Source organism: Variovorax sp. dw_308 (assembly GCF_019207085.1).
Taxonomy (GTDB): Bacteria; Pseudomonadota; Gammaproteobacteria; order Burkholderiales; family Burkholderiaceae_C; genus Variovorax.
The window spans coordinates 1-15,432 of record NZ_JAATOM010000041.1; the positions used below are offsets into that span (position 1 = coordinate 1).

15 protein-coding genes are annotated in these 15,432 nt (G+C 68.4%); 11 read left to right on the forward strand and 4 right to left on the reverse strand.

Annotated features, from left to right (window positions below; all coding sequences use genetic code 11):
• The first annotated feature begins 220 nt into the window (after positions 1–220).
• From HCU76_RS34620 to HCU76_RS34665, 10 genes are all read left to right on the forward strand, one after another.
• Complete coding sequence (locus tag HCU76_RS34620) at positions 221–733, forward strand: RDD family protein (RefSeq protein WP_213959740.1); 513 nt, start codon at positions 221–223, stop codon at positions 731–733.
• Between the two features lie 16 nt (positions 734–749).
• Complete coding sequence (locus HCU76_RS34625; RefSeq protein WP_213959739.1) at positions 750–1,484, forward strand: RDD family protein; 735 nt, start codon at positions 750–752, stop codon at positions 1,482–1,484.
• Positions 1,481–2,479 (forward strand): stage II sporulation protein M, encoded by a 999-nt coding sequence (locus HCU76_RS34630; RefSeq protein WP_218511829.1) that lies wholly within the window; start codon positions 1,481–1,483, stop codon positions 2,477–2,479. The genes HCU76_RS34625 and HCU76_RS34630 overlap by 4 nt, the downstream gene beginning before the upstream one ends.
• Positions 2,469–3,200, forward strand: a complete 732-nt coding sequence (locus HCU76_RS34635) for a hypothetical protein (RefSeq protein ID WP_213959737.1) — start codon at positions 2,469–2,471, stop codon at positions 3,198–3,200. Before HCU76_RS34630 ends, HCU76_RS34635 begins: the two co-directional genes overlap by 11 nt.
• Before the next feature lie 4 nt (positions 3,201–3,204).
• The gene (locus HCU76_RS34640) at positions 3,205–3,966 is read left to right on the forward strand and encodes a DUF4129 domain-containing protein (protein WP_256354708.1); all 762 of its coding nucleotides are present in this window, start codon (positions 3,205–3,207) and stop codon (positions 3,964–3,966) included.
• Positions 3,963–5,165, forward strand: coding sequence for a DUF4350 domain-containing protein (locus tag HCU76_RS34645; RefSeq protein WP_213959736.1), 1,203 nt, complete (start codon positions 3,963–3,965; stop codon positions 5,163–5,165). Before HCU76_RS34640 ends, HCU76_RS34645 begins: the two co-directional genes overlap by 4 nt.
• A 16-nt stretch (positions 5,166–5,181) precedes the next feature.
• On the forward strand, positions 5,182–6,177 hold the full coding sequence (locus HCU76_RS34650) for a MoxR family ATPase (protein WP_218511830.1): 996 nt from the start codon (positions 5,182–5,184) through the stop codon (positions 6,175–6,177).
• Between the two features lie 19 nt (positions 6,178–6,196).
• Positions 6,197–7,558: a DUF58 domain-containing protein gene (locus tag HCU76_RS34655; RefSeq protein ID WP_218511831.1), complete on the forward strand. Its 1,362-nt coding sequence runs from the start codon at positions 6,197–6,199 to the stop codon at positions 7,556–7,558.
• Between the two features lie 49 nt (positions 7,559–7,607).
• Positions 7,608–8,129, forward strand: coding sequence for a DUF805 domain-containing protein (locus HCU76_RS34660; protein WP_218511832.1), 522 nt, complete (start codon positions 7,608–7,610; stop codon positions 8,127–8,129).
• A 160-nt stretch (positions 8,130–8,289) separates the two neighbouring features.
• Entirely contained in the window at positions 8,290–8,856 is a 567-nt protein-coding gene (locus HCU76_RS34665) for a DUF805 domain-containing protein (RefSeq protein ID WP_213959732.1), read from the forward strand.
• 33 nt (positions 8,857–8,889) lie between these two features.
• Here HCU76_RS34665 and HCU76_RS34670 read toward each other — a convergent pair whose 3' ends face one another.
• From HCU76_RS34670 to rocF, 4 genes are all read right to left on the reverse strand, one after another.
• Entirely contained in the window at positions 8,890–10,521 is a 1,632-nt protein-coding gene (locus HCU76_RS34670) for a bifunctional aspartate transaminase/aspartate 4-decarboxylase (RefSeq protein WP_218511833.1), read from the reverse strand.
• Positions 10,522–10,566: 45 nt separating this feature from the next.
• A complete protein-coding gene (gene aspT, locus HCU76_RS34675; RefSeq protein ID WP_218511834.1) occupies positions 10,567–12,258 on the reverse strand; it encodes an aspartate-alanine antiporter in 1,692 nt (563 codons plus the stop codon).
• Between the two features lie 5 nt (positions 12,259–12,263).
• Positions 12,264–13,994 carry an aspartate-alanine antiporter gene (gene aspT, locus HCU76_RS34680; RefSeq protein WP_256354709.1) on the reverse strand — a complete coding sequence of 577 codons (1,731 nt, stop codon included), beginning with the start codon at positions 13,992–13,994 and terminating at the stop codon, positions 12,264–12,266.
• Positions 13,995–14,096: 102 nt separating this feature from the next.
• Entirely contained in the window at positions 14,097–15,011 is a 915-nt protein-coding gene (gene rocF, locus HCU76_RS34685) for an arginase (protein WP_218511835.1), read from the reverse strand.
• Between the two features lie 221 nt (positions 15,012–15,232).
• Here rocF and HCU76_RS34690 point away from each other — a divergent pair, with 221 nt between their 5' ends.
• Entirely contained in the window at positions 15,233–15,430 is a 198-nt protein-coding gene (locus HCU76_RS34690; RefSeq protein ID WP_256354712.1) for a hypothetical protein, read from the forward strand.
• The last annotated feature ends 2 nt before the right edge of the window (positions 15,431–15,432 follow it).

Here is a 15,432-nt window from a genome sequence, read left to right on the forward strand (position 1 = left end):
CGCCCGCCTCTCCGACATCCTCCGCAACTTCGGCGGACCCTGCGTCGACACCCGCGCCCGCGACAAATCTCCCGATTTCGCCCTCGTGGACACGCGGTTGAGCACTTTGCGAATCAATGGTTGCCAGATCGTGAATTTTCCGTCCCGACCATTTGAAACAGCTACATAGAATCCGCGCTCGACCATCAAGGGCCCGCACTGCGGGAGGGGAGCAGGGAATATGCAGCCGACATCGCAGGACGAGCGCTATGCGCCGCCGCAGTCGCACGTCGAGGATGTGCAGTCAGACGATCGCAGGGGGCAATTGGCGGGGCGCTGGACGCGTCTGTTCGCCTACGTCGCCGATGGCGTCATCATGACCGTCGCGAGCCGCCTGCTCGCCAACTTCTCGCCGCTGGTCGACCCGGCCGCCAGCTCGCAGGGCCTCTGGACACTGCGGTTCGAGGACGTCGCGCTGGACCTCGTCGTCTTCCTGCTGCTGAACGGCTACCTGCTGGTCATGCGCGGCCAGACCATCGGCAAGGCCATCTTCAGGATCCGCATCGTCCGGCCCGGCGGCGCGCCGGCATCGGCAGCGCGCGTCGTCGGCCTGCGCTATTGCCTTGACGCGCTGATGGGCGTCACGACCGGCACGATATTGCTCTATGCGCTGGTCGACGGCCTGTTCATCTTCCGCAAGTCCCGCCGCTGCCTGCACGACATCATCGCGGACACGGTCGTCGTGCGCGCCTGACCCGAGGATCGCTCCCGTGCGCCTCGACACGCTCCACACTGCCGAAACGCCCGAAGGCATCGCCCTGTCGCTGCGTCCGGCCGGCCTGATGGCGCGCAGCCTGGCGTACCTGATCGACCTGGCGATCCGGCTCGTGGCCTTCCTCGTGCTCGCCATCGTCACCCAGTCCATGGGGGGCGTGGGCACGGCCTTGATGCTGATCAGCTACTTCATGCTGGAGTGGCTATACCCGGTGGTGTTCGAGCTTTCGCGTCGTGGCGCGACGCCCGGCAAGCGCGCGCTGGGACTGCGCGTGGTCATGGACTCGGGCCTGCCGGTGACGCCGGCCGCCGCGCTGATCCGCAACCTGCTGCGCACCGCCGACTTCCTGCCCGCGCTCTACGGCGCAGGCCTCGCCAGCATGCTCTTGCGCCGCGACAGCAAGCGCCTGGGTGACCTGGCGGCCGGCACGCTGGTGGTGTTCAGCGACAGCGTGAGCCTGCATGGCGAAGTACCGGCGGCCGAGCCGATGGCGCCGCAGCGTCCGCTGAGCATGCGCGAGCAGGCGGCCATCGTGTCGTGGGCCGGCCGGGCCCGCCGGCTCACGCCCGAGCGGCTGGAGGAACTGGCGCTGATCGCGCAGCCGGTGCTGCCGGCCGGCGCGCCGGGCGCCAAGGCCTCGCCGCGATTGCTCGGCGTGGCGCAATGGGTCATGGGCCGGCGCAACGGCAACGGCAACGGCAACGGCAATGGCCAGGAAGCGCGCCCATGACGCCGCTGCAATTCGAGGAAATGCACGCGCCCCTGTGGGCCGAGCTGGAAGCCGAGGTCGGCGTGGCCGAACGCAAGCGCAAGTTCGACGGGGCGCGGCTCGCGACGCTGTACCGGCGCGTCTGCGAGCACCTGGCGCTGGCGCAGGCACGCGCCTACCCGGTCCACATGACGCAGCGGCTGGAGACGCTGACGCAGAGCGCGCACCGGCTGATCTATCGCCGCCACGACTACGGCATGGCGCGCCTGGGCCGGCTGGTGCTGGTCGACTTCCCGGAGGCGGTGCGCGCGCATGGCGGCTTCCTGCTCGCGGCGGCCTTGCTGTTCACGCTGCCGCTGCTGCTGGCCGGCTTCGCGGCCTGGCACGACCCCGGCTTCATCCTGCACCTGCTGGGCGCCGACCAGGTGCAGAACTTCGAGCACATGTACGGCGACGATGCCGACGCCTTCGGCCGCAAGCGCGACGCCGACGACGACTGGACGATGTTCGGCTACTACATCATGAACAACATCGGCGTGGGTTTCCGCTGCTTCGCGTCCGGCATCTTCGCCGGCGTGGGCAGCGCGTTCTTCCTGCTGTTCAACGGCGTGCAGGCAGGCGCGGTCGGCGGCTACCTGATCCAGGCCGGACATGGGCAGAACTTCTGTTCCTTCGTCGTCACGCACGGCGCCTTCGAACTGACGGCGATCGTGCTGTCGGGTGCGGCGGGCTTGCGGCTGGGTCATGCCTGGCTCGCACCGGGACGCCATACGCGGCTGGAATCCTTGCGGCTGGCCGCGCACCATGCCGTGGTGGTGATCTATGGCGTGGTCGGGATGCTGTTGATTGCGGCTGCGATCGAGGCGTTCTGGTCGTCCGCGCGTTGGGTGGCGCCCGAGGTGAAGTACGGCGTGGGCGCGGCCTGCTGGCTGCTGGTGCTGGCCTATCTCGGCTGGCAGGGCCGGCCGCGCCGCACGGGCCAGGCGCCCCAGGGCGGAGACGGCCATGCGCGTTGACGGGCTGGCCATCGCGTTGCGGCCGCGACCCATGGCCGAGGCTGCCGACCTGGGTGCGGCGCTGGTGCGCCAGCATGCGGCATCGGTGTGGCGCAGCTTCCTGCCGCTCTATGCGGTGGTCGTGCTGCTGTCCCTTTGCACGGCAGAGTTCGCGACCTGGCTGCCGGCCACGCTGATCTTCATGCTCAAGCCTTGGCTGGACCGCAGCCTGCTGTTCATCCTGTCGCGCGCCGTGTTCGGCCAGGCCACGCGATGGAACGACCTGTGGCAGCAGCGCCGCGCCGTTTGGGGCGGGCAACTGTTGCGCAGCCTGTTCTGGCGCCGGCTGTCGCCGTGGCGCTCGTACACGCAGGCGGTGGAGCAGCTCGAAGGCCAGCGCGGCGGGGCGCGGCGCAAGCGTCGCGAGCAGATGCTGCGCGGCCGGCGCGGCGCCGCCACCGGCTTGCAGTTCGCATTCGCCAACGCGGAGATGGCTCTGTACATGGCCGTGTTGTCGCTCGCGCTGTGGTTCGCGCCAGAAGGCAGCCTGCGCAGCGTGTTCGGCTGGATCACCAATGAGTCGGTGCTCTCCAGCGTGCTGGTCGCGACCGCCTATGCCGCCGTCGTCGGGCTGCTCGAGCCGTTCTACGTGGGGGCGGGATTCGCGATGTATCTCAACCGCCGCGTGGAGTTGGAAGCGTGGGATATCGAGCAGGAGTTTCGCCGTGACTTCGCGGAGTGACCGGATGCGCGCCCGATGCGTCGGCATGGTCCTGGCCTGCGTCTTCGTGTGTGGCGTGGCGCAGGCCGCGACAACGCCGGACGCGCCCACGCGCCAGCAAGTCCAGGCCGCGGCGGAGGTCGTTCGCGCCGATCCGGACCTGCCCGGCACCAGGACCTCGAAGGAGCTGCGCTTCAAGGACCGCAGCAAGGAGGGCAAGCCCGACAAGCCCGAAGCGAAGAAGAAGGAAGAGAACGCCAGCGCCGGCTGGCTGGTCGACTTCTTCAGGGCGGTGAGCGAAGGCGGCCGCGTGCTGGTGTGGGTGCTGGGCGCGTTGCTGCTGGCCTGGGTCCTCGTCAGCCTTCGTCATTGGGTCAAGGTTCGTGCCGACGGCGCGCGGCATGCGATGGAACCCTTGCCCAGCCATGTCGGCGCACTGGACATCCGCCCCGAGACACTGCCCGCCGACATCGGCGATGCAGCCGCCGGCCTCTGGCAGCGCGGCCAGCAGCGCGCGGCCCTGTCGCTGCTCTATCGCGGCGCGTTGTCGCGGCTGGTGCATGTGCAAGCCGTGCCGGTGCGCGCGGCCAGCACCGAGGGCGAATGCGTCGCGCTGGCATCGCGCCTGCTGGCCCCTGCCCCGCAGGCCTTCTTTGCACGGCTGGTCGACGCCTGGCAACAGGCGGCCTATGGCGAGCGCATGCCCGCCACGGCCGGCGTGCTGGCGCTGTGCAACGAGTTCGACCGGCAACTGCCCGGGGCCGCACCGGCGGGCGCGACGCGATGAAGGACAACCTGATTCGCATCGTCGTCGCGCTGCTGCTGGTGGCTGCCGTGGCATGGCTGGTCGACGCCACCGAATGGGCCCCCACGGAAAGCCGCACGCCCGCGCGCGGCGAAGCGGCGACCAACGCCTTCTATGCAACGCAGAAGCTGCTGCGCGAACTGGGCGGCACGGTGGTGAAGCGCCCGGGCCTCGACCAGATGCCGCCCGCGCAGGCGCGGCTGCTGCTGGCATCGCGGCATTGGGACCTGTTTCCCGACCGGGCCGCCCGGCTGCGCGAGTGGGTGGAGCAGGGCGGGCAACTGCTCATCCCCGGCTCGATGGTGGGCCATGAGTCCTTGAAGGACTGGCTGCCCCTCGACAGCCGGATCGTCAAGGCCGATCCCAAGGCCGAGCCCGCTCCGAAGTCGTCCGCAGCCGCTGCCGCGAAGGACGCCGATTGCCGCACATTGACCGAGCCCGATTCCTCGCCGGCCAGCTATGCGGGCCTGCGCAACTTCCGCTTCTGCGGCGTGCACGCCGGCTCCGAATACGTCTCGAAGGACGGGAAGCGCATGCCGCTCTGGTCGATGCAAGGCCCGCGTGGCGCCGAGATGCTGCGCATGCCGATGGGCAAGGGCAGCGTGACCGTCATCGGCAGCTGGTCGGTGCTCACCAACGGCAACCTGCTGCGCGCCGACAACCCCTTGCTCGTGGCTGCCGCCCTGGAGGCTCGCGCCGGCGCGGAGTATTGGTTCGTCGTCGAGGAATCGCGCGAACCCTTCGTGCGCTGGCTCTGGCACAACGGCCAGGCCGCCATCCTGCTCGGCCTGCTGGCGCTTGGCGTCGCGCTGTGGCGTGCGGGCGTGCGCTTCGGGCCGCTGATCGCGTCGATCGGCACGCAGCGCCGCTCGATGGCCGAGCAGGTGCGCGGCACGGCCGAATTCCTGCACATGCACGGCGGTGACGCCTTGCATGCGGCCCAGGTGCGCGCGCTGGACGAATCGGCGAGAAGGCAACTGCGCCGCCATGCGCAGGGCGATGCCGGACAGCGCACCGCCGCCATCGCGCAAGCCACCGGCCTCGACGCGCGTGCCCTGTCGCAGGCGATGGCCTCGCGCAAGCGCGGCCCCGGCGCACTGGCGGCCGACCTCGAACTGCTGGAGACGGCACGACGCCGTCTCGATGCGAATGCGATCCCGCACGCGCCCACTTCACCTTGATACCCGAAAGATTCCCATGTCAGAAATCACCCCCGACGAATTAACCCGCGCGGCCGGCTGGCTCGACGCATTGCGTGCGCAGGTCGGCAAGGCCGTGGTCGGCCAGGCCGAGGCGATCGACCAGGTGCTGGTGGCGCTGGTCGCTTCCGGCCATGTGCTCATCGAAGGCATTCCCGGGCTCGGCAAGACGCTGCTCGCACGCGCGCTCGCGCAGGCCATGTCGCTGCGCTATGCACGTGTGCAGTTCACGCCCGACCTGATGCCCTCCGACATCACCGGCCATTCGGTGCTCGACCCGGCCGGGCGCGGCGAGAGCGGCATCGGCACCTTGCGCGTGCACCAGGGCCCGGTGTTCACCAACCTGCTGCTGGCCGACGAAATCAACCGCGCACCAGCCAAGACGCAGAGCGCGCTGCTCGAGGTGATGCAGGAATACCAGGTCACGCTCGAAGGCCAGGCGCTGCAATTGCCGCGGCCCTTCATGGTCATGGCCACGCAGAACCCGATCGACACCGAAGGCACCTATCCGCTGCCCGAGGCGCAGCTTGATCGCTTCCTGCTGAAGATCGACATCGGCTTCCCGAGCCATGAGGAAGAGAACGCGATCGTGCAACTCACCACGCAGCATCGCGCCGGCAACCAGTTTCCGCTGGACGCCGTCACGCCTTGCCTGGCCGAGGCGCAGGTGATCGAACTGCAGCGGCTCGCCTGCCTCGTGCACGCCGATGCGCGCGTGGTCGACTATGCGGTGCGCATCGCGCGCGCCACGCGCGACTGGCCGGGACTTTCATCCGGCGCCGGTCCGCGCGGCACCATGGCTCTGATCCGGGCCGCGCGAGCGACTGCACTGATGCGAGGCCGCGACTTCATCACGCCCGACGACGTGGCCAGGCAGGCGCTGCCGGCCTTGCGCCACCGCGTGATGATCTCGCCCGACGCGCAACTCGAAGGCCGCGGGGTTGACGTCCTGCTGCGCGGCGCGCTCGACGGCGTCGAGGCGCCCAGGCTCTGAGGTCGCGGGCACTCACGACATGCGCCGCTTGCTGATTCCCACCCGCGCCACCGTGCTGGCACTGGCCGGCCTGGCCGTGCTTGCCGCGGTGGCATCGATGGCGGGTGCGCCGGCGGAATGGGTGGGGCCGGCGTGCGCCGTGCTTTTGGCCGCGGGCGCGGGCTATGCCGGTGTCGATCTCTGGCGGAGCTGGCGCCTATGGCACGCGGCGCCCTTGCGCGTCGAGCGGCAGTTGCCCGGCGCGTTCTCGTTGGGCGTGCCGACCGTGCTGTCGCTGACGCTGGTGAACGAAGGCGCGGTGGATTGGCAGGTTGCGGTTTTCGACGAGGTCGATCCGCACTTCTCGTTCGAAGGCCTGCCGCAAGCCGTGGTGGCGCCGGCCGGCGCCCGGCTGGAGATGCGCTACTCGGCCACCGCGCTGTCGCGTGGCGTGGCGCAGTTCGGCGTCACGCAGTTGCGCTGGCGCACGCGCGCCGGCTGCTTCGAAGTGCGCCAGCCGCTGGGCCAGCCGCAGCGCATCCGCGTGTATCCCAACTTCGCCGCGCTGGCGCGCTATGCATGGCTGTCGGGCGACCGGCGCCTGGCGCAGATCGGCATCAAGACCTATGCGCAGCGCGGGCAGGGCACCGACTTCCGCCAGCTCGCCGACTACCGCACCGGCGACTCGCTGCGCCACATCGACTGGAAGGCCACGCTGCGGCACCAGCGCCCGATCGTGCGCGAGTTCCAGGACGACCGCGACCAGTGCGTGTACTTCCTGCTCGACTGCGGCCGCCGCATGCGCGCCGACGAAGGCATGCAGGCGCAACGCGGCGGCAGCCACTTCGACGAGGCGCTCAACGCCTTGATGCTGCTGAGCTACGTGGCGCTGAAGGAGGGCGACGAGGTCGGGGCGATGACCTTCGGCGGGCCGCCCGAGCAGCGCCGCGACTTCGCGCCGCGCAAGGGCGCCGCCACGCTCAACGCGCTGATGAACCGGCTGCACGACATCCAGCCCGGCGCGACGCATTCGGACTATCAGCTGGCTGCGCAGGAACTGCTGCGCGTGCAGCGCCGCCGCGCCCTGGTGATCGTGCTGACCAACTTCCGGGACGAGGACGCCGCAGAGTTGCGCCCCGCGATCAAGCTGCTGCGGCGCAATCACCTGGTGCTGGTCGCGAGCCTGCGCGAGCGCGTGCTCGGCCGCATCGCTGCGCAGCCGATCGTGCGTGCGCGCGATGCGGTCGATGTGGCCGCGGCGCACCTGTTCGACCAGTCTCGCCGCGATGCGTTTGCGCGCGTGGTGGGGAACGATCCGCTGTCCATCGATGTCGAGCCGGCGCAGTTGGCGGTGGCGCTGGTCAACAGATATCACGCAGTCAAGCGAGCAGGGCTGCTGTAGCAGTCGCCGATAACAAGAGAAGTTTCATCAACCAAAAGGGAGTAGAAGAATGTCAGGGGCAATCAATCCGTACGCAGCACCCGCGGCGGCCGTGGCCGATGTGGAGAGTCATGAGGTCCAGCCGATCAAGTTGTGGTCGGCCAAGGGGCGGATCGGGCGGCTGCGGTATCTCGCGTATACGACGGCGGCGGGCTTGATCTGCAATGCCGTGTCCGGCGCGCTCGTCTACGCTGTGGCCGGCGTGGGCGCCAGCACCCTGTCGCTGGTACTGGTGATGCTGGTCACGCTGATTCCCCTGCTGGTGTTCCACGCGCTGATGGGCATCCAGCGCAGCCACGACATGGACTGGTCCGGCTGGATGCCGTTGCTGGCCATCATTCCGTTGGTGGCGTTGCTCTGGCTGTTCAAGGGCGGTACGAAAGGCGGCAACCGCTTTGGCGCGCCGCCGCCGCCCAACTCGACGGGCGTCAAAATCTCCGCGGGAATCCTTGTGGTGGTGATGGTGCTGGGGGTCGCTGCGCTGGTTGCGCTGCAGGCAGCCCTCGGCGGTCTCGGCGACCTTCACCTTTGAAATGCCGGCCGGCTCGCCGGACGGCACGTCGTGCTTTTCGTGCAACAACCTCGCAGTGTTGCGGATTGTTTCTTGTCACGTCAGCAACGAAGATGCCGCCCGATGACGCCCGGGTGCCGGGCGGCTCGGTCACACACACATTCACGAGGAGAAGAAGCGCATGGCCCAAGCAGTGAACCCCTATGCGGCACCCACCGCAATCGTCGCCGACCGCTACGCGGCGGACGACACGGTACAGCCGGTCAGGCTCTTCTCGGCCAGGGGCCGCATCGGGCGGCTGCGCTACCTCGCCAATGCCGTGGGCGCCTACCTCGTGATGATCGCGGCCGTCCTCGCGGTGAGCGTGGTTGTCGGCGCCATCGCGGGCGGTACCGGCCATGGTGGCCTCGCCTCAGCACTGGGCGGAGGGATCGGCGTGCTGCTGAGCATTCCGTACCTTGTCTTCCTGGTGCTGAAGCTGATCCAGCGAAGCCACGACATGGACTGGAACGGCTGGATGACGCTGCTCGCCTTCATTCCCCTGGTGGGACTGATCTGGGTCTTCAAGCCCGGCACCGATGGCCCCAACCGCTACGGCGCCCCGCCGCCCGCCAACACCACGCTGGTGAAGATCGGCGGGCTGATCGTTCCGGTGATCGCGGCCATCGGCATCCTGGCGGCGGTCGCGCTGCCGGCCTACCAGCAATACGTGCAACGCGCCAAGGCCGCGCAAGTCGTGAAGCCCTGAAGGCGTTCGTCGCGGGGCGTCGGCCGGCGGCGGCTATTTCGGTTTCTTTTTCCCGCCAGCCTTGCGCCCGGCAGGCGCGGCCCCGCCTTCCTTCTCGAAGATCGCGAAGTACTCCGCCGACAGGTGCCGCACTGCGCGGCCGATGTTGGCGTAGTCGTATTCGTTGAGGTTGGCCAGCGACACGCGGCCCGATGCGTGCTCGGTGCCGAAGCCGCGGCCCGGCAGCATCACCACGCCGCTCTCCTGCGCGATGCGGAACAGCGCCTCGTTGGGCCGCAGCCGCTGGGCGATCCATTCGGCGAAGGCCTCGCCGTGCAGCTGCGCGGAGATGTCCTTCAGGTCCAGCAGGTGGTAGTAGTCGACCGAGTTCGGATCGACCGGCAGCGGCAGGGCCAGCTCGCGGTACAGCGCCTCCTTGCGCCGCCGCACGATGCGCTTCATCGACGCCTTGTAGGCCTGCGGTTCGTCCATCAGCGAGAACAGCGAGAACATCACCATCTGCGCCTGCACCGGCGTGGCCAGCCCGGCCGTGTGGTTGAGCGCGACCGTGCGGCTGTCGGCGACCAGGCGGTCGATGAACTTCAGTGCGCGCGGCGCAGGCGTGATCGAGCCGTAGCGCGCGTCGAGTTCCTTGCGCGTGACTTCGGGCAAGGCCGCGATGCGCTGGTCAAGCACGTTGTTCTCGTGCGTGGCCACCACGCCCATGCGCCAGCCGGTCGCGCCGAAGTACTTGGAATACGAATACACCAGGATGGTGTTGAATGGGCACATCGCGAAGAGCGAGACGAAGTCGTCCGCGAAGGTGCCGTACACGTCGTCGGTCAGGATGATGAGGTCGGGCCGCTGCTTCACGATCTCGACGATGCGCGCGAGCACCTCGTCGCTCATCTTCACCGATGGGGGATTGCTCGGGTTGCAGAGGAAGAAGGCCTTGACCTTCGGGTCGAGCAGCTTGTCGAGTTCCTTGGACGGGAACTGCCAGTGCTTGTCGGGCGCGGCCTCGATGGAGACCTCCAGCAACTGGTAGTCGTTGAGCTCGGGGATCTCGATGTACGGCGTGAAGATCGGCATGCCCAGCGCGATGGTGTCGCCCTTGCTGATGAGATGGTTCTCGCGCAGGCTGTTGAAGAGGTAGGTCATCGCCGCCGTGCCACCCTCGACCGCGTACATGTCGAAGCGGCCCTCGAAGGGGTGCGAACCGATCATCTCGCGGTGGATGTACTGGCCCACGATGATCTCCGACAGGCGCAGCATGCGGTCGGGCACCGGGTAGTTGCAGCCCAGGATGGCCTCGCACATCTCGTAGATGAAGTCGCCGGCCGACAGGCCCAGCTGGTCGCGCACGTAGGACACGGCGGCCGCGATGAAGCGCACGCCTTCCACGCCCTTGTTGCGGGCCACGAAGATCTCGAAGCGCGCCTCGATGCCCTCGCGCTCCGGGAAGCCGCCGACATGGTCCATGTAGATGTAAGAGCGCTCGGCCTCCGTCATGGCGAAAAGCCCGAACTGGAAGAAGCCGTACCGCGGCGTGGTGGCGAGGAAGTTGGGATTGCCGCGGCCGGCATTGAGCATCGAGCGATCGTTCTCGCTGGCGACCTCGATCAATGCATCCTTCAGTTCGAAGGGGCTCAGTGCGGCGAGTTTCTCGACGTCCTTGAATTCCATTTTGGGAGTCTCCAGTCAGGTTTCAGCGGTTGATGCGCGGCGGCGTCACGCGAGGGCCACGACCAGCGGGCCGAGCAAGGTCAGCAGCACGTTGGCCAGCGCATAGGTGATCGCGAAGGGCACGGTGGGGACCGGGTTCCCGGCCTTGTCCAGCACCTCGCCGAAAGCGGGGTTGGCGCTGCGCGTGCCCGACAGCGCGCCGGCAAGGATGGCCACGTTGTCGTAGCGCAGCACGTAGCGGCCGACCAGCATCGTGAGCAGCAGCGGCACGATGGTCACGACCACGCCGGCGCCGAAGATCGCGAGCCCGTGTTCCCGCATCGTCGTCACCGCCTGCAGGCCCGATTGCAGGCCCACCACGGCGACGAAGCCGGCCAGGCCCAGTTCCTTCAGGAGCTGCACCGCGCCGATGGGAAAGTCGCCGAAGGTCTGTCGCCTTGCGCGGTACCAGCCGAACAGCAGGCCGGACAGCAGCGCGCCGCCGCCGCTGCCCAGGGTCAGCGGAATGCCGCCTAGCCTGAGGCTGACGAGCCCGATCAGCAGGCCGACGAGCACCCCCGCGCCCAAGTAGACGAAGTCGGTCTTCGCACTCTGCACGATGACCTCGCCGACGGCGCTCGCCACGCGCTGCACGTCGCGTTCGACGCCATGCAGCGTGACCGTGTCGCCCACCTGCACGACCAGGTCCGGGCCGATGGGCAGCACCTGGCCCATGCGGCTGATCTGCTCCAGGTAGACGCCGCGGCGCAGGCCCGCGGTGGCCATGTTCCGGCGGATCTCGCCGAGGGCCCTGCCGCCCAGGTCCTTCCGCGTCACCACCACGTCGCGACGCTGGATGATGAGTTCCATGCCGTCGACGTCGTAGACCTCCTTGCCGAGCAGGCCCGCGCTGGCCACGACGCCTTCGCGTCGGCCCACCACCAGCACGACGTCATCGGCTTCCAGCAGCAGTTGCGGCGCCACCTCGATGAACTGCTCACCCCGTTTCACGCGCTCGATCGTGATCGCCGCGCCCGGGGTCGCGTGCTCGATCTGCGCGACCGCATGCTGGCGGCCCGCGCTCACCTGGTAGAGGCGGCCGACCAGGTCCGGCGCGGCCGCTTGCTGGTCCGGGCCGAACACCTGCACGCCCGTCTGCAACTCGGCTTCGGCCTTGATCGCGTCGTCGCGGATGCTGCGGCCCATGAACCGGGGCAGGATGTTGACGCACACGATGATCGCGCCGAAGGTGCCGAAGATGTACGTCACCGCATAGCCCACGGCCACGTTGCCCTGCAGCCGCTGCACTTCTTCTGCGGCCAGGCCCAGCTTGGCGATCGCGTCGCCCGCGGTGCCGATGATGGCCGACTGCGTCAGCCCGCCGGCAGCCAGCCCAGCGGCCAGGCCCTTGTCGAAACCGCACAGCCGGGCCATGACGATCACCGTGGCCAGCCCCGTCGCAGCCAGCACGAAGGCCAGCACGATCTCCTTGACCGACTGCTTGCCCAGCGCCCCGAAGAACTGCGGCCCGCTCTCGAAGCCGACGGCATAGATGAAGAGGGCGAACAGCACCGTCTTCGCGCCCGAGTCGATCTCGACGCCGGCCTGGCTGACGATGACCGCCACCAGCAGCGAGCCGGCCACTCCGCCGAGCTGGAACCTGCCGAAGCCGACCTTGCCGATCGTGTAGCCCAGCGCCAGCGACAGGAAGAGCGCGATCTCCGGCGAGCGCGTGAAGATGTCGTGCAGCCATTCCATGGTCTTCAGTGCGCCTGCACCGCTCCGGCAAATGCAACGATGAGGGGCCCCATCAAGGGCAGGATCACGTTCGAGATCGCATAGGTGATCGTGTAGCCCAGCAGCGGCGTGGTGTTGCCCGCCGCGGTCTGGATTGCGCTGAGCGCCGGCGTGCTGCACTGCTGGCCGGCGATGGCGCCGAGCAGCACCGGCGCCTCGAACTTCAGCAGGTAGCGGCCCACGATCAGCGATGCGAAGGCCGGCACCACGGCGATGGTGACGCCCATGAGCGGGAGCGACACGCCGTACTTGCGGATCAGCTCCAGCGCCTGCGGCCCGGAGGCCAGGCCCACGCATGCGATGAAGGTGGCCAGCCCGATGTCCTTGAGCAGGGCGAGCGCATCGTCGGGCACGCTGAGGCGGCTCGGATGCCGGGCCTGGTACCAGCCGAAGACCAGGCCGCTCAGCAGCGCGCCGCCGCCCGTGCCCAGCGAGAACGGCACCCCGCCGATCTTCACGCTGAACAGCCCGATCCACACGCCGAGCACGATGCCCGCCGAGGCCAGCGCGATGTTGCTGTGCACCGACTTCATCATGCCCTCGCCGATGCGCGGCACGGCCACGGCGATGTCGTCGGCGCGGCCGAACAGCTTGAGGCGGTCGCCGCGTTGCAGACGCAGGTCGGGCAGCAGCGGCAGCGCATGGCCGCCGCGTTCGACGCTGGCGACAAGCACGTTCTCCGGCAGCGCCGTCGGCAGGCCCGGTGCCTTCGGCACGTGCAGTTCACCGAGTGTCAGCCCTTGGGTATCGGGGTGGTTGAGGATGACCTCTGCGATGTCCATCACGACGCCGAAGGCGCTGGCATCCGTCGCTTCCTGGCCCAGGTCCGCATAGGTCTGCGCCATCTTCACCACCGCGAGGCGATGGCCGACCACCAGCACCTGGTCGTCGGCCTCGAGCGGCGTGTCGGCTGCGAAGGCCATCGTGCGGCCGTGCCGCATCAGGCCCTGCACGCTGCCGCCGGCTCCGAGCACGGCCTCGACATTGCGGATCGGCAAGCCCGCGCCGCCGGTGACCGTGTAGACCCTGCCGACCAGTTCAGGCGCGGCCGGCGTCGCGCTCGCATTGACCTCGTGCCCACCCATCGCGCGCCAGAGCTTGTCGGCCTCCTCGCGCAGGTCGATGCGCAGGATCAGCGGGAACACCTGGCTCGTCATGACCACGATGGCGATGAGCCCGAAGATATAGGTGATCGAATAGGCAGTGACCACGTTGGCCTGCAATTGCTTGATCTGGTCGGGGGGCAAGGCCAGCTTGGAGATGGCATCGGTGGCCGTGCCCACCACGGCCGACTCCGTGGCGGCGCCGGCCATCAGGCCCGCGGCCGTGCCCTGGTCCAGGCCCATGAGGCGCGTAGCCGTCAGCACCAGCGCCAGCACCACCACCACCTCGATCACGCATAGCAGGCTGATGCGCAGTCCCTTGGCATTGAGGTTGGCAAAGAACTGCGGTCCGCCCGCATAGCCCAGCGCAAAGATGAAGAGCATGAAGAACATGTTCTTCACGCTGGGCTGCAGCGTCACGCCGAGCTGGCCGATGACGAGCGCCGCGATCAGCGTGCCGCAGATGCCGCCGAGCTGGATCGGCCCGAACTTGATCTGCCCCACCGCGTAGCCCACGCCGAGCGCCAGGAACAATGCGATCTCGGGGTGCGCACGCAGCACCTCTGCCATCCAGGTCAGCACCGTCATGTTCATGCGGGCACCACGTATCGCGGCACCTTGAGTGACAAGTGCGAATCAGTGTAGCGACGCCCCGTTCCAGTGCAATGGCACCTTGGGGCCGTTCCCCAGGACGACTCAGCGCACCAGCGTCGACTTGCCGAACAGGCTCTCGATGAGTTCCACCGCCACCTCCGCGGTGCGGTTGCGCACGTCGAGCGCGGGGTTCAGTTCCACCACGTCGAGCGAGCCGAGCCGCCCGGTGTCGGCGATCATTTCCATGCAGAGCTGCATCTCGCGATACGTCGGTCCGCCGCGCACGCCGGTGCCAACGCCCGGCGCGTAGTCGGGGTCGAGGCAGTCGAGGTCGAAGCTCACGTGCAGGTGCGTTTCATCGTCCACGTCGTGCAGTGCATCGGCCATGGTCAGGCGCATGCCGTTCTCGTCGACGTGGCGCATGTCGAACACGCGCAGGCCGAGGTCGCGGATGGCCTCGCGCTCCTCGCCGTCGACGCTGCGGATGCCGATGAAGCGGATGGCGTCGGGCTCGATAGCGGCCGGCTGGCCGCTCCAGCCGGTGAGCGCAGCCGGCCCGTGGCCCAGCAGGCAGGCGACTGGCATGCCGTGGATGTTGCCGCTGGGGCTGGTCGCATGGGTGTTGACGTCGGTGTGCGCGTCGAGCCAGATCACGCGCAGCTTCTGCTTGCGCTGGCGCACGTGCCAGGCCACCGCGCTGATGGAGCCGATGGCCAGGCAATGGTCGCCGCCCAGCAGCATCGGCGTGCGGCCGGCGCCCAATGCGGCATCGACCGCCCCGTACACCGCACGGTTCCAGGCCACCACTTCGTCGAGATGCCGCAGGCCTTCCTGCGGCGCGGCCCACGGCGTGGCAGGGCCGGGCAGGTTGCCCACGTCGCGCACCGCGAACCCCATGCGTGCGAGCACGCCGGGCAGGTCCGCTACACGCAATGCATCGGGGCCCATGCCCGCGCCGCGCACGCTGGCACCGACATCGGTGGGTGCACCAATCAATTCGAGCGTTGTCTTCGTCATGAGATTCCCAGGGTGGATCAGCCGTGGTTTTTGCCACAGACAGGGGGCTGTCAAATTTCACATCGGCTTGTAGGACAGCCCTCGCCACGTGCACTCTGCCACGTTCCAAGCCTTGTCCTACACGGCGAATTTTTCAGCGCGTGCCATAACCCCGGCTGCATCGCCATGGCGTCCAACGTGATGGCGATGAATTACAACTACAGGAGTTTGATTTGTCGAGCATGGGTGATTTGGCGCTGACGGTAGAGGAGCGCGGGCAGGGGAGGTTTTTCTGGGTGGTGCTGCAAGCAACCACCGGCGATTCGCAAGACGAGATGGTGTACCGCCGGCTCAGGACGGCAGAAGAATCGCAGACGAGTTATTCGAGCGCGCTGGCGGTCGGCTCGTTGATGTTGCGGCGCCTCACGGGCAACACCTAGTG

Bases quoted from the DNA above. Each gene is read 5' to 3' on its own strand.
- HCU76_RS34620 (WP_213959740.1), top strand. From the start codon at position 221: ATGCAGCCGACATCGCAGGACGAGCGCTATGCGCCGCCGCAGTCGCAC.
- HCU76_RS34630 (WP_218511829.1), top strand. From the start codon at position 1,481: ATGACGCCGCTGCAATTCGAGGAAATGCACGCGCCCCTGTGGGCCGAG.
- HCU76_RS34635 (WP_213959737.1), top strand. From the start codon at position 2,469: ATGCGCGTTGACGGGCTGGCCATCGCGTTGCGGCCGCGACCCATGGCC.
- HCU76_RS34640 (WP_256354708.1), top strand. From the start codon at position 3,205: ATGCGCGCCCGATGCGTCGGCATGGTCCTGGCCTGCGTCTTCGTGTGT.
- HCU76_RS34645 (WP_213959736.1), top strand. From the start codon at position 3,963: ATGAAGGACAACCTGATTCGCATCGTCGTCGCGCTGCTGCTGGTGGCT.
- HCU76_RS34650 (WP_218511830.1), top strand. From the start codon at position 5,182: ATGTCAGAAATCACCCCCGACGAATTAACCCGCGCGGCCGGCTGGCTC.
- HCU76_RS34655 (WP_218511831.1), top strand. From the start codon at position 6,197: ATGCGCCGCTTGCTGATTCCCACCCGCGCCACCGTGCTGGCACTGGCC.
- HCU76_RS34660 (WP_218511832.1), top strand. From the start codon at position 7,608: ATGTCAGGGGCAATCAATCCGTACGCAGCACCCGCGGCGGCCGTGGCC.
- HCU76_RS34665 (WP_213959732.1), top strand. From the start codon at position 8,290: ATGGCCCAAGCAGTGAACCCCTATGCGGCACCCACCGCAATCGTCGCC.
- HCU76_RS34670 (WP_218511833.1), bottom strand. From the start codon at position 10,521: ATGGAATTCAAGGACGTCGAGAAACTCGCCGCACTGAGCCCCTTCGAA.
- aspT (WP_218511834.1), bottom strand. From the start codon at position 12,258: ATGGAATGGCTGCACGACATCTTCACGCGCTCGCCGGAGATCGCGCTC.
- aspT (WP_256354709.1), bottom strand. From the start codon at position 13,994: ATGAACATGACGGTGCTGACCTGGATGGCAGAGGTGCTGCGTGCGCAC.
- rocF (WP_218511835.1), bottom strand. From the start codon at position 15,011: ATGACGAAGACAACGCTCGAATTGATTGGTGCACCCACCGATGTCGGT.
- HCU76_RS34690 (WP_256354712.1), top strand. From the start codon at position 15,233: ATGGGTGATTTGGCGCTGACGGTAGAGGAGCGCGGGCAGGGGAGGTTT.